This window comes from Nosocomiicoccus massiliensis, from assembly GCF_000438455.1.
Taxonomy (GTDB): domain Bacteria; phylum Bacillota; class Bacilli; order Staphylococcales; family Salinicoccaceae; genus Nosocomiicoccus; species Nosocomiicoccus massiliensis.
Genome location: NZ_CAVG010000121.1, coordinates 1 through 13,308, shown reverse-complemented (window position 1 = coordinate 13,308; position 13,308 = coordinate 1). Strand labels below are relative to the sequence as shown.

Here is a 13,308-nt window from a genome sequence, read left to right as displayed (position 1 = left end):
ATGGAAGGAAACATCATTTCAGATCGTTATCGCCTCAAAAAATATTTAGGCGGTGGGATGAGTTCAGTTTATTTGGCCGATGATATTATATTAGACCGTGAAGTCGTCGTAAAATTAATAAAATCAGATCCGTATAACAAAGAAAAGATGATGCAACGCTTCCAGCGTGAAGTACAAAACACAACACGATTAAACCACCCAAACATCGTAACAGTAATAGACGTCGATGATACGAGTGAATACCACGTGCTCGTCACGGAATATATTAAAGGTCCGAACTTAAAGCAATATATCGATGAAAATAAGCCACTGCCGTATGACAAAATTGTAGAACTGTCACTTATGACACTTCGTGGTATCGAACACGCGCATAACCGCGGAATTATCCATAGAGATATAAAACCACAAAATATTTTAATCGATGAAGATGGTCAATTAGAAATTACGGATTTTGGTATCGCGAAAGCTTTATCTGAAACTAGGCTTACTGAAACGAATCAAGTGATGGGATCAGTTCAGTACATTGCTCCAGAACAAGCAAAAGGAAAGCATGCAGATGAACGTGCGGACCTTTATAGCTTTGGGATCATGTTATACGAAATGATTACGGGAGAATTACCGTTTCAAGCTGAAACTCAAGTATCCGTTGCGCTTCAACATATTCAGTCACCAATGCCAAATATAGACGATAAGCGTGAAGGGGTACCACTAGGACTTAAAAACATCGTCTACAAGTGTACCGAAAAGGAACCGAACGACCGTTATAGTGACGCGTCAGAAGTAATTCGTGACTTACTCGACTATAAAAATATGACACATGCGTATAAAGCGAATAATGAACCTAAAAAAGTCGATACGCACAAAGTGAAAGTTGCACCTGTTGCACCAGTTCCGGTAAAACCTAAGAACAAAAAGCCAGAACAGACAGAGCCACCAAAAGAAGAGACAAAAAAGAAACGTCGTATATGGCCGATTTTTGTTATTTTATTACTTCTTTTAATCGGCGGAAGTGCGCTAGGGGCATTATTCTTAAAATCAACACCGAAAGAAGTTACTGTCGAAGACGTTCAAGGTATGCATGTCGACGAAGCAGTTCAAAAATTCGAGGAAGCAGGCCTTGTAATCGGTGATATTACACGTGAACATAACGAAAAGATTGAAAAAGATCACGTCATTAACACGTCTCCAAAATCCGGTGCCATCTTAAAAGAAGGTGACACGATCGACTTAAACGTGTCTGACGGTGAACCACCGTATGAAATGGAAGACTTTACGAAAAAATCAATCGAAGACGTTAAAAAGAAATTAGAAGAACTCGGATTTAATTCTGTGAATATCGAAGAGGAATATTCAAGTGAAATCGATAAAGATAAAGTTATCGAACAATCGATAAAACCAGGTACAAAAATTATTCCAAAAGAAGAATCGATTACGTTAACGGTATCTCAAGGTCCTGAACCGATAGAAATAGAGAACTTCGTCGGGAGACCGTTCGAGGAAGCGAAGCAAGTACTCGAAGGCAACGGATTTATAATAAACAGCGTGAACGAAATCCATAGTGACGAATACGACGCAGGTATCGTTGTCTCTCAAGATCCAAGTTACGGTGCTTTTTTACCAGGCTCTCCAATTAATTTAACAGTGTCTAAAGGTAAAGCGCCAAAAGAAGCAAAAGAGTATCAATTTAAAGTGACGATTCCATTTGGAGACGATACTTCTAAAGATAAAGACAAAAAAGAAAAATCGAAAAAAGTAAAAGTCTATCTAGAAGATAAAACACGAAGCATCGATGACGTCGAGGAAGAGTTTGTGATTTATGACGACACACAATACACGATTAACCTCGTCCTAGAAGAAGGTGAGTCCGGTGGTTATCGTATCGAAGTCGACGGTAAAAAAGTGTTAGAGGAAAAAATCAAAAATGATTAAATGATTTAACTGAAACATTGGCGTTTATCAAAAATGTTATTTATAATAAATAGGAAGACTTCAATTTGGAGGATGAAAATAATGGCAAAAATCAAAAGAGATAAAGGTCTAGATAATACGTTAAGAGTATTTAAACAAGGGTACCTTTATACGACAAATCAAAGAGAACGCCTAGGTGCAGAAGTGTTTGAAACACGTGCACTTGGTGGTAAAAGCTACGTCGTTTTAAGTGGAAAAGAAGGCGCAGAGCTATTCTACGATAACGACAAAATCGAACGTGAAGGTGGTTTACCAAGACGTGTTGTAAACACTTTATTCGGTAAAGGTGCGATTCACACGACAACTGGTAAACAACACATCGACAGAAAAGCGTTATTCATGTCATTAATGACTGAAGGGAACTTAGAGTACGTACGTAAATTAACACGTAACTACTGGAAAGCGAACACAGCGCGTATGGAAGCGATGGGAGACGTTAACGTTTACCACGAATCTATCGTTCTATTAACGCGTATCGGTATGCGCTGGGCGGGAGTAACTGCACCAGAAGAAGAAATCGAAAGAATTGCAGAAGACATGGACATCATGATCGACTCATTTAAAGGTCTCGGTAACGCATTTAAAGGATACAAATCATCTAAAGATGCACGTAAACGTGTTGAAGACTGGTTAGAAGACCAAATCATTAAAACACGTAACGGTGAAATTAATCCTCCAAAAGGCTCATCATTATATGAGTTTGCACACTGGAGAGACTACGAAGGCAACCACATGGATTCACGTCTTGCAGGTATCGACCTCATGAACACGTTCCGTCCATTAATTGCAATCAACCGTTTCGTATCGTACGGTGTACTTGCACTTTACGAAAATCCAGAAGCGATTCGTAAAATGAGCACGGTAGAAGATTATCCGTACATGTTCGCTCAAGAAGTAAGAAGATTCTACCCATTCGTTCCATTCTTACCTGGTAAAACGAAAGTAGAAGTGGAACATAAAGGTGTGACGATTCCTAAAGACCAACGTCTCGTTATCGACGTTTACGGTACACTTCACAGTGAAGAGTTATGGGATCAGCCAAACAAATTCATCCCAGAGCGCTTTAAAGACTGGGACGGGTCACCATTTGATATGATTCCACAAGGTGGCGGAGACTACTGGACAAACCACCGTTGTGCAGGTGAGTGGATCACAATCATCATCATGGAAGAAACTATGAAATACTTCGCAAATGAAATCACTTGGGACGTTCCAGAACAAGACTTAACAATCGACTTAAACAGCATCCCTGGTTACATTAACAGTGGTATGGTCATTAACAACGTTAGAGAAAAAGTGGATCGTTTCTAATATATTTCCCTCTAAACAAAAATGTTTAGAGGGATTTTTTATGTTTCTTAAATATAAACGTTTGTTATAATTTATTTAGATGAAAATTTTAGGAGGAATTATGCAAACAGGTAAAATTGTAAAAGCGCTTGCCGGTTTTTATTACGTTAAAAGTGAAGGCACAGTATATCAAACAAGAGCACGTGGAATCTTCCGTAAACGTAAAGAGAGTCCGTTAGTTGGAGATATTGTCGATTTTGAAGCAGACAACGTTAAAGAAGGAACGATTACTCATATTCATCCACGTAAAAATAGTTTAGTCCGTCCGCAAGTTGCTAACGTCGACCAACTACTCATTACAGTGAGCATAAAAAATCCGGACTTTAGTTTTTATTTAACAGACCGATTTTTAGCATATAGTGAATCAAATCATATTGATCCAGTGTTAATCGTTACTAAAAACGATTTAAATGACGATGAAGATTTAATCAAAAAAATAAAAGAAACATATCATATGTATGACGTGTACTTTACAGAAAAAGACACGGTCAACGAATCTTTAAAAGATATATTCCCGGATAAGTTATCGGTCCTCGCTGGACAAACGGGTGTCGGGAAAAGTACGTTATTAAATACGTTACTTCCAAATTTAAACTTAGAAACAAATGAAATTAGTGAAAAGTTAAATCGCGGAAAACATACGACGCGTCACGTTGAACTGATCGATAAAAATAATGGTCAAATCGCAGACACTCCAGGGTTTTCTACGATTGATTTTACACATATCGACAAAGAGGATTTACGTTTTTGTTTTAAAGAATTTAATGATTATTTAGACGACTGTAAATTTAGAGGATGCGTCCATATTAACGAACCGAAATGCGCAGTAAAAGAAGCTGTAAAATGTGGAGATATTAAAGAAAGTCGCTACAACAGTTACTTACAAATATACGAAGAAATGACGAATTACAAGGAGAGATATTAATGGTTAAAGTATTACCATCATTACTTGCAAGTGATTTTTTAAATTTAGAAAGTGAAATGAAAAGAATGGAAGCAGCGGGTGCGGATATTTTCCATTTAGATATTATGGATGGACAATTCGTACCGAATATTTCATACGGTATTCCTGTTTGTGAAGCGATTAGTAAAAAAACGAATATTCCCCTAGACGTTCACTTAATGACAGAAGATCCAGATCAGTTCGTCGAAGAGTTTCGCGATATGGATGTTGAATATTTATCGTTTCATATTGAAGCAACACCGCATGCACATCGCTTAATCACGCATATCCAAAATAACAACATGAAAGCAGGCATCGTTTTAAACCCACAAACGCCAGTGAAAGATGTTGAGTATCTGTTAGACATCGTAGACTTCGTTCTCGTCATGACAGTGAATCCAGGATTTGGTGGGCAGTCGTTTATCGAATCCGGAGTTAAAAAGATTGCAGAACTCGATTCTATTCGTACGAGAGAAAATTATGACTACTTAATTGAAGTAGACGGTGGAGTGAACGATGAAACCGCACGCGTGTGCCGTGAAGCGGGTGCAGATTTACTCGTAAGTGGATCGTACTTATTTAAAGCGGATAATACAAAAGAGACGATTGATAAACTTAGAGGTTAATATATGAAGGCTAACGTAGTGATGAGAGAAGTGAGCGTACCAGAAGTTTCTGGAGATTATATCGGGGTCGACCGCGGGGTGTATCAATTACTTAAACTTGGTATTACACCGAAATTTTGTTACGGTGATTACGATTCAGTGAGTGATAAAGAACGAGACTTCATTGAGTCAAAACTTGAAATACATGCAGTCAATAGTGAAAAGGATTATACGGATAGCGAGCTTGCGTTATTTGATCTTGTCGATAAAGGTTACAAAAAAATCGACGTCTACGGTGCATTAGGTGACCGTATTGATCATGAGTTAATGAATATTCAGCTACTTTTAAACGAGAAATTTAAAGATGTCGACGTTAGGCTGATCAATGATTTAAATATTATATTTAAAGTCGAAGGTAGATGTGAATTAGAAAATCTCGGGTATCAATATATTTCTTTTATACCAATTTTTAACGACACAGTTTTAAAATTAGACGGATTTAAGTATGATGGAGAAGTCACTACGTCTATTGGAAGTACGTTAACAGTATCTAATGAATTTGCAAGTGACGTTGCGACGGTTGAAACGAATCAACCAGTAATCGCGATTTATTCAAACGACAGAAGTTAGGAGATGAAAGTATGATATTACTTGGTGCACTCGTCAACGGGCTCGCCATTATTATCGGTGGTTCACTCGGGTTAATATTTACTTTTATCCCCGAACATGTGAAAGATTCAATTTTAAAAGCACAAGGACTCGTTATTATTGCGCTTGGAATTCAGATGATTTCCTCATCGACAGACGTCATTGTCACGCTGTTAAGTTTAATCGTCGGTGTGACGATCGGTGAGTACTTAAAGCTAGAAGACAAACTAAACGGTATCGGACACTGGCTGGAATTTAAGCTAGGCGATAAAAACGCAGGAAACATCTCGCAAGGACTCGTCTCTGGTACGATGATATTTATTATCGGAGCGATGTCGATCGTCGGGTCACTCGACGCTGGGATGCGCGGCGACAATACGGTCTTATACACGAAGTCATTTATGGATTTCTTTATCGCACTCGTTATGACAACGACGTATGGACTCGGTGTCATCATTGCAGGGATTCCTACATTTTTATATGAAGGACTAATTACACTCGGCGCAAAAGGGTTTGCGCACTTCATACCAGAAGACGTATTAAAAACAATGACAAAACAAGTGAGCGCAACCGGAGGAGTCATTATCTTTGCGATCGGTTTAAACATGATGAACATCACAAAAACACGCGTCGGAAATATGATCCCAGCGATATTTGTTGCGATGCTCGTCATATATATCATGAGTTTCTTTAGATAAGACGAACCTAAAATTAGAGTTCGTCTTTTTTTCATCTTGTGGCAGGGTGGTTCGGTTGGTTAAGGACGTAATTGTTAACGAAATGGATAGGGTGTTTACGCAAAAGGGATTTGCGTAAAAAGATTTTAAATAATTTAACATAACTCGGATTTCTGTAAACGACCATCTCGTTACGTTGACAATTAGGCGTTTTGCGTTAAACTAACGCGAACCCTTTTAACGGAAACGGCATTTGCGTAAAATTAATCCAAAAACGGACCAACACACTACAGACCTACACATCACGCACCAACTCCTTTACAAGAACAAAAGCATACTCCGACCAAAATCATACATCCGCCCCAAAACCTTGCATGTGTATACACAAAAAAAGAGATTTGTACGAATCTATCGCACAAATCTCTTTTATTATTTTAATTATACGCGTTGTACTTTACCAGATTTTAACGCTCTAGCTGAAACCCAAACACGTTTAGGTTTGCCATCTACTAAAATTCTTACTTTGTGTAAGTTAGCACCAAAAGTTCTTTTACTTGCGTTTAGTGCGTGAGAACGGTTGTTACCTGATCTAGCACGACGACCTGTAACGTAACATACTTTAGCCATTCGTCCCACCCCTTCATTGTTTTTAATTGATAATTCTTATCTGCGAATACTATAATATAATACATGAATATCGTTTAAAACACAATAACAAATATCATATCGTTGTATTTAATCATGCGGATTTGAACAGGGGTTGTCAAATAGTGTGTTTAAATCTATAATAAAATGATGAATTAGGAGTGAGTTTATGTCACTAAAAATTAATAATGAACTCGGCACGATTGAAGTGTCTACAGATGTAATCGCAAATATCGCTGGTGGCGTCGTAAGTGAAAGTTACGGCGTTGTTGGTATGGCATCGAAAACATTTAGAGATGGCTTTGCGGAATTACTTGGTAAAGAGAACTACGCACGCGGAGTCGTCGTAGATAATGAAAACGAAAATTTAAAAATTGATTTATATATTATTGTACTTTACGGTGTGAAAATTTCCGAAGTTGCATCAAACGTACAATCTACAGTTAAGTATACGTTAGAAAAAACATTAGGACTAAAAATTGATTCTGTGAATATTCATGTTCAAGGTGTCAGAATCATTGATTCGGATGAGTAGTTAGGGAGGATTTTTAAAAATGAATAAAATAGATGGACAACTCTTTCGCAAGATGATTTTAAATGGTGCGAAAAATTTAAAAAAGCATGCGGAATATGTTGATTCACTGAATGTCTTCCCAGTACCGGATGGAGACACAGGAACGAATATGAAGTTATCAATCGTATCGGGTGCTTCTGAAGTAGAAAACTTAACGAGCAACCACGTCGGTGAAGTTGGGAAACACTTCTCTAAAGGGTTATTAATGGGCGCAAGAGGAAACTCAGGCGTTATTTTATCTCAATTATTTAGAGGATTTTCTAAACACGTTGAAGAGTTAGCAGAAATCGACCACCACGCATTTAGTGAAGCATTCCAAGCAGGTGTGAAAACAGCATATAAAGCCGTTATGAAACCTGTTGAAGGTACGATTTTAACAGTTGCTAAAGACTCAGGCGCTAAAGCAGAAGAAGTTGCTAAAAACGAAACAGATATCGTTAAAATTATGGAAGCTGTTTTAGAAGAAGCGAAAGAATCTTTAAAACGTACACCAGATCTATTACCAGTTCTAAAAGAAGTGGGCGTTGTCGACTCAGGTGGACAAGGACTCGTATATGTTTATGAAGGATTTTTAAAAGCGTTAAAAGGTGAAGACGTAGAAGAGACGTCAAGCACTTCAGGAGAACCTGTTAATACAGAAGAGTTCGTAAACGATGAACACGAGTTTGATGAGTTTATGACAGTCGACGATATCGAGTTCGGCTTTTGTACGGAATTCATGGTACGATTCGGAAAAGATAAAAAACCATTCGAAGAAACATCATTCAGAAACGACATGGATAAGTTCGGTGACTCATTACTCGTTATTAACGATGATGAGATCGTAAAAGTTCACGTACACACAGACCGTCCAGGTGAAGCACTATCATACGGTGCAGAGTACGGTGAAATCATTAAAATTAAAATCGAAAACATGCGCGAACAGTTTAGAGCGTTAGAAGCTAAACGTGAAGCGAAAAAGAAAAAAGAAAAAATTAAAACGGCAATCATCGCAGTATCAAGTGGGGAAGGCATTGATAACCTCCTTAAGAGTATCGGAGTCACACACTTAATTAGCGGTGGTCAAACGATGAACCCATCAACTGAAGACATCGTCAATATCATTAAAGATGACAACGTCGAAGAAGTGATCATTATGCCGAACAATAAAAACATCATCATGGCAGCGGAACAAGCAGCTGAACTATTAGATGTTGAGGCTGTCGTAATTCCGACACGTTCGATTCCTGAATGTGTATCTGCAATGTTTACGTTTAACCCAGAAGCAAGTCTTGAAGAAAATAAAGAGACGATGGTCGACGCGATGAACCAAGTGAAAACAGGTCAAGTGACGTATGCAGTAAGAGATACGAAAATCGATGACGTTGAAATTAAAAAAGACGAACATATGGGTATCGTCGATGGGAAAATAATCTCATGTAATAAAGACGTCAAAGTCACGCTTGAAAACCTACTTGAAACAATGATCGATGACGATTCAGAAATCGTAACGATTTTCACTGGTGAAGGAAGCGACGAAGCTCTCGTTGAAGCACTAGCTGAACAGTTTGAAGAATCACATGACGTTGAATTTGAAATTCACAACGGTAAACAACCGGTATACAGTTATTTAATTTCTGTAGAGTAATCAATATAGCCACATCGATAATATCGATGTGGTTTTTTAATAAGAGGTGAAATTATGAAATATAATAGTGTGTTTGATATTATTGGGCCTGTGATGATTGGTCCATCAAGTTCTCATACGGCTGGATCAGTTAAAATTGGACAAACAGCTCGTAATTTATTTAAACAACAACCAGACAAAGTCGACATATACTTATACGGTTCATTTAAAGAAACTTATAAAGGTCATAAAACAGACATCGCATTAATCGGAGGAGTTCTCGGGTTTAGTACTGAAGATTCACGAATTAAAAACGCTTACGAAGAAGCCGAAAAAGCAAATATGCACGTCAAAATCATAGAGATGCCAGAAGAAAAGAGCCACCCGAATACAGCGATCCTCCACTTGTTTAAAGGAGACGACACGTTAATGGTTGAAGCAGTGTCAATCGGTGGTGGAATGATTCAAGTCGTCTCTATTAACGACTATCCAATTTCTTTATCTGGAAATTTACATTCGCTACTCGTATTTCATAAAGATAGTTTCGGTACGATTGCGAACGTTACAGGTATTTTAAAAGATGAAGCACTCAACATCGGAACGATGAACGTATCGCGTAAAGAAGTCGGTCAAACTGCGCTTATGACGATAGAAATCGATTCAAAATGTGATGAATCGACAGTGAAGAGAATTGAACAAGTCGAAGGTGTCGAGCGCGTCATAGAATTAAAAGGAAAAGAGGCGTAATAGATGCAAGAGTTTAATAGTATTAACCAACTGATTTCTAGATCAGAAACTGAACAAAAATCAATCGCAGATATTATGATCGCTCAAGAAATGGAAACATCAGGACTGTCCTATGACGATATTTATAAGCAGATGGAATATAACTTAGACACGATGGAAAATGCAGTAAAAGAAGGGCTTGAAGGTGTAGAAAGTACGACAGGCCTAACAGGCGGAGACGCAGTAAAAATGAGACGCTATATCGAATCGGGTCGCGGGTTAAGTGGAGATTTAACACTACACGCGATTATGAACGCTGTTTCGACAAATGAAGTGAACGCTGCGATGGGTCAAATTTGTGCGACACCAACTGCAGGATCTGCTGGTGTTGTTCCCGGTGTATTATTTGCGATGAAAGAAAAATATCCAGAAACGACGCGAGAAGAAATGGTGAAATTTCTATTTACAGCTGGCGCGTTTGGAATGGTCGTCGCGAACAATGCGAGTATTTCAGGTGCGGCAGGTGGATGCCAAGCAGAAGTCGGGAGTGCGTCAGCAATGGCGGCTGCAGCAGTCACTGAAATGGCTGGAGGAACGCCAGAAATGTGTGCACACGCGTTTTCTATCGCGCTTAAAAATATGCTCGGCCTCGTCTGTGACCCAGTCGCAGGGCTCGTTGAAGTACCGTGCGTTAAACGTAACGCAGCTGGTGCATCAAACGCACTAACAGCAGCAGATATGGCACTCGCTGGAATTGAATCTAGAATCCCAGCAGACGAAGTTGTCGAAGCGATGTTTAAAATTGGTTTAACGATGCCATCACACTTACGTGAAACAGGTCGCGGAGGACTCGCAGCAACTCCGACAGGCGAACGACTGAAAAAAGAGTTAATCGGGTCATAATATGACAGAGCTATATGAAGTGATCACGCCATCTGCTTCTATCGGAACGTTAAAAGGTGTCGGTAAAAAGACCGAAGAAAAATTAAATAGTATCGGTATTCATACGGTGAATGATGTAGTTTTTCATCTGCCGAATTCGTACGTCGACCAAAATCCGACAGACGTGAATTCCGTAAAGTTAGAAGAAGTCATTACAGTGAGTGGTGTCGTAAAAACGGAGCCGACGGTGACGTATTTACGAAAAGGGTTAAACCGGATGAGTTTTCATATGGAAACGAACAACGTCTACATAAAAGTGACGTTTTTTAATCAGGCATATTTAAAAAAGCAAATCGAAGTCGGAGATACGATTAACGTCCACGGTAAATTTAATAAGCCAAAACAAGAAATGTCAGGTAGAAGTATTATAAAACCGAACGGCGATACGATGGATATGCGCTATGCGTTAAATAAAGTCATGAATAATAAGACGTTTGGTAATATCGTAAAAGAAGTGTTTCGAACACATATTTTTAATCAAGATTTACCGGAGTATTTAATCAAAAAATATAAACTTATGCCGATTAAACAAACACTCTATCATCTCCATTTTCCGGATAATATGGATGAACTTCAAAACGCGAGACGTACGATGAAGTTTTATGAACTGTTTATGTTCCAAGTGAAAATCATCGAAAAGCGTAAGCAAGAACGCGTGCCACAAAAAGAATCGATTATAAAATATGACATTGATAAGCTGAAGCAGTTTATCAGCACGTTACCGTTTGAATTGACTAAAGATCAGAAGACAAGTGTGAATGACATTTGTAGAGATTTACTCAGTGAATTTAATATGCACCGATTACTGCAAGGGGACGTTGGAAGCGGTAAGACAATCGTCGCTGGAATTTCAGTCTATGCACTAAAAACTGCTCTTAAACAAAGTGCGATTATGGTGCCGACTGAAGTGCTTGCAAATCAGCATTATGAAAGTTTAGTCGAATCGTTTAACGATGAACTTACAATCGAGTTATTAACAGGGACGACGACACCGAGTGAAAAACGTCGGATAAAAGAATCGCTAAAACTTGGAGAAATTGATTTAATTATCGGAACGCATGCACTATTTGAAGATGACGTCGTATTTAAAGATTTAGGGCTCGTCATAATCGACGAGCAGCATCGTTTTGGGGTAAATCAAAGAGAGAAATTAATAAAAAAAGCAAAAAGTCGAAACGTATTATATATGACAGCAACACCAATCCCAAGAACGCTATCGATCACAGCATTCGGAGATATGGACGTCTCTCTTATAAAGACGATGCCTGCCGGTAGGTTACCGATCAAAACATTTTGGAAAAAAGAAAAAGAAATCGATGAAGTACTCGCGTTTATCAAAAAAGAGATGGATGCTGGGCGTAATATTTACGTCGTTGCGCCGTTAATCGAAGAATCAGAAGTACTCGATTTAATGACGACTGAAGAAGTGTATCATATGTTTAGAGAAACGTTCGGTGAAGATAAAGTCGAACTCGTCCACGGGCGTATGAAACCTGAGGAGAAAAGAAAAGCAATGGCGCGCTTTGAATCGCTTGAAACACCGATACTCGTTTCAACGACGGTCATTGAAGTTGGTATCAACGTTAAAAATGCGACAGTGATGACGATTTTTAACGCAGAGCGATTTGGTTTATCAACGTTACATCAACTTCGAGGTCGTGTAGGTAGAAATGATTTACAAAGTTATTGTATATTAATAAGTGAAGGTAAAACTGAGCAAGCACAAATGCGCATGAATATTATGACAGAAACGACAGATGGTTTTGTCCTTTCTGAAAGAGATTTAGAAATGCGCGGGCCGGGAGACTTTTTTGGTGTAAGACAAAGTGGGCTCCCAGAATTTAAAGTTGCAGATCTCGTACACGACTATAGAATATTAGAAGTGGCGAGAAGTGAAGCAATTAAACTATTTAAGGAGCAATGATATGAGATCATTTACTAGAATTTTAGGTGTACTACTCATCATGACGGCACTTGTCTTATTCTTCTGGCAAGATATCCGTGCATTTTTCACAGATATCGTAAACGATAGAATCATCGAAGCATATGAAAACGGTGATGACAACGTCAATGTAAATATATTAGAAAAGTTTATTACTGGAATCGAGCCCGGAGACAAACAAGGGGTTAAAATTAAAGACGATATGGCAGGGATTATAAAAATCGAATCTGCGGGAATTTCAGAGCCGATTTATTACGGAGAATTAACTGAAGAAAAATTACGAAATGGCGTCAGTATGCTAGAGTCAACAGATAGTCTCGACATGCAGAACGTCCCAATCGCTGGCCACCGAGTAGAAGGCGCCGGGATAAGGTTTAACTATATCGACCGAGCAGAAAAAGGTGACACGATAGAAATTATAACGCGAGACGGTAAACGAGAATACGAAATTACCGATATCTTTGAAGTCACACCAGACCGCGTCGATATACTCCAACAATCAGAAGGCGACCCGCAAATATTAACGCTCATCACGTGTGAAGACTATAACCCAGATACGTTACTATTTGAAAAGCGACTCATCGTCCAAGCAGAAATCAAAAGTGATTCGTAAGAATCACTTTTTTTGTTTTTACTGATTGTTTGATCGTATTATTTTACGCGTAATGGAATTTGCGAGTGA

13 protein-coding genes are annotated in these 13,308 nt (G+C 38.6%); 12 read left to right on the top strand and 1 reads right to left on the bottom strand.

The annotated features are described in order from the left end of the window. From pknB to TJ68_RS05755, 6 genes are all read left to right on the top strand, one after another. Nucleotides 1-1,929, top strand: a complete 1,929-nt coding sequence (gene pknB, locus TJ68_RS05780; RefSeq protein WP_040929216.1) for a Stk1 family PASTA domain-containing Ser/Thr kinase — start codon at nucleotides 1-3, stop codon at nucleotides 1,927-1,929. 81 nt (nucleotides 1,930-2,010) lie between these two features. Next, on the top strand, nucleotides 2,011-3,279 hold the full coding sequence (locus TJ68_RS05775) for a cytochrome P450 (RefSeq protein WP_040929215.1): 1,269 nt from the start codon (nucleotides 2,011-2,013) through the stop codon (nucleotides 3,277-3,279). A 100-nt stretch (nucleotides 3,280-3,379) separates the two neighbouring features. Then, complete coding sequence (gene rsgA / locus TJ68_RS05770) at nucleotides 3,380-4,243, top strand: ribosome small subunit-dependent GTPase A (RefSeq protein WP_040929214.1); 864 nt, start codon at nucleotides 3,380-3,382, stop codon at nucleotides 4,241-4,243. Further along, nucleotides 4,243-4,887 carry a ribulose-phosphate 3-epimerase gene (gene rpe / locus TJ68_RS05765; protein ID WP_040929213.1) on the top strand — a complete coding sequence of 215 codons (645 nt, stop codon included), beginning with the start codon at nucleotides 4,243-4,245 and terminating at the stop codon, nucleotides 4,885-4,887. Before rsgA ends, rpe begins: the two co-directional genes overlap by 1 nt. Before the next feature lie 3 nt (nucleotides 4,888-4,890). Continuing rightward, nucleotides 4,891-5,496 (top strand): thiamine diphosphokinase, encoded by a 606-nt coding sequence (locus tag TJ68_RS05760; RefSeq protein ID WP_040929212.1) that lies wholly within the window; start codon nucleotides 4,891-4,893, stop codon nucleotides 5,494-5,496. Nucleotides 5,497-5,507: 11 nt separating this feature from the next. After that, the gene (locus tag TJ68_RS05755; protein WP_040929211.1) at nucleotides 5,508-6,212 is read left to right on the top strand and encodes a DUF554 domain-containing protein; all 705 of its coding nucleotides are present in this window, start codon (nucleotides 5,508-5,510) and stop codon (nucleotides 6,210-6,212) included. A gap of 417 nt (nucleotides 6,213-6,629) precedes the next feature. Here TJ68_RS05755 and rpmB read toward each other — a convergent pair whose 3' ends face one another. Continuing rightward, entirely contained in the window at nucleotides 6,630-6,818 is a 189-nt protein-coding gene (gene rpmB, locus TJ68_RS05750) for a 50S ribosomal protein L28 (protein WP_040929210.1), read from the bottom strand. Nucleotides 6,819-7,005: 187 nt separating this feature from the next. Between rpmB and TJ68_RS05745 the strand changes: the two genes are divergently transcribed. From TJ68_RS05745 to TJ68_RS05720, 6 genes are read left to right on the top strand one after another with little or no spacing between them, the layout of a single operon-like run. Then, a complete protein-coding gene (locus tag TJ68_RS05745) occupies nucleotides 7,006-7,371 on the top strand; it encodes an Asp23/Gls24 family envelope stress response protein (RefSeq protein WP_040929209.1) in 366 nt (121 codons plus the stop codon). Nucleotides 7,372-7,390: 19 nt separating this feature from the next. Continuing rightward, nucleotides 7,391-9,037, top strand: coding sequence for a DAK2 domain-containing protein (locus TJ68_RS05740; protein WP_040929208.1), 1,647 nt, complete (start codon nucleotides 7,391-7,393; stop codon nucleotides 9,035-9,037). A gap of 54 nt (nucleotides 9,038-9,091) precedes the next feature. Continuing rightward, complete coding sequence (sdaAB, locus tag TJ68_RS05735) at nucleotides 9,092-9,763, top strand: L-serine ammonia-lyase, iron-sulfur-dependent subunit beta (protein WP_040929207.1); 672 nt, start codon at nucleotides 9,092-9,094, stop codon at nucleotides 9,761-9,763. A gap of 3 nt (nucleotides 9,764-9,766) precedes the next feature. After that, on the top strand, nucleotides 9,767-10,645 hold the full coding sequence (gene sdaAA / locus TJ68_RS05730; protein ID WP_040929206.1) for an L-serine ammonia-lyase, iron-sulfur-dependent, subunit alpha: 879 nt from the start codon (nucleotides 9,767-9,769) through the stop codon (nucleotides 10,643-10,645). A gap of 1 nt (nucleotide 10,646) precedes the next feature. Beyond that, nucleotides 10,647-12,608 (top strand): ATP-dependent DNA helicase RecG, encoded by a 1,962-nt coding sequence (gene recG / locus TJ68_RS05725; protein ID WP_040929205.1) that lies wholly within the window; start codon nucleotides 10,647-10,649, stop codon nucleotides 12,606-12,608. A gap of 1 nt (nucleotide 12,609) precedes the next feature. Next, nucleotides 12,610-13,239 (top strand): sortase, encoded by a 630-nt coding sequence (locus tag TJ68_RS05720; RefSeq protein WP_040929204.1) that lies wholly within the window; start codon nucleotides 12,610-12,612, stop codon nucleotides 13,237-13,239. Nucleotides 13,240-13,308 lie beyond the last annotated feature (69 nt).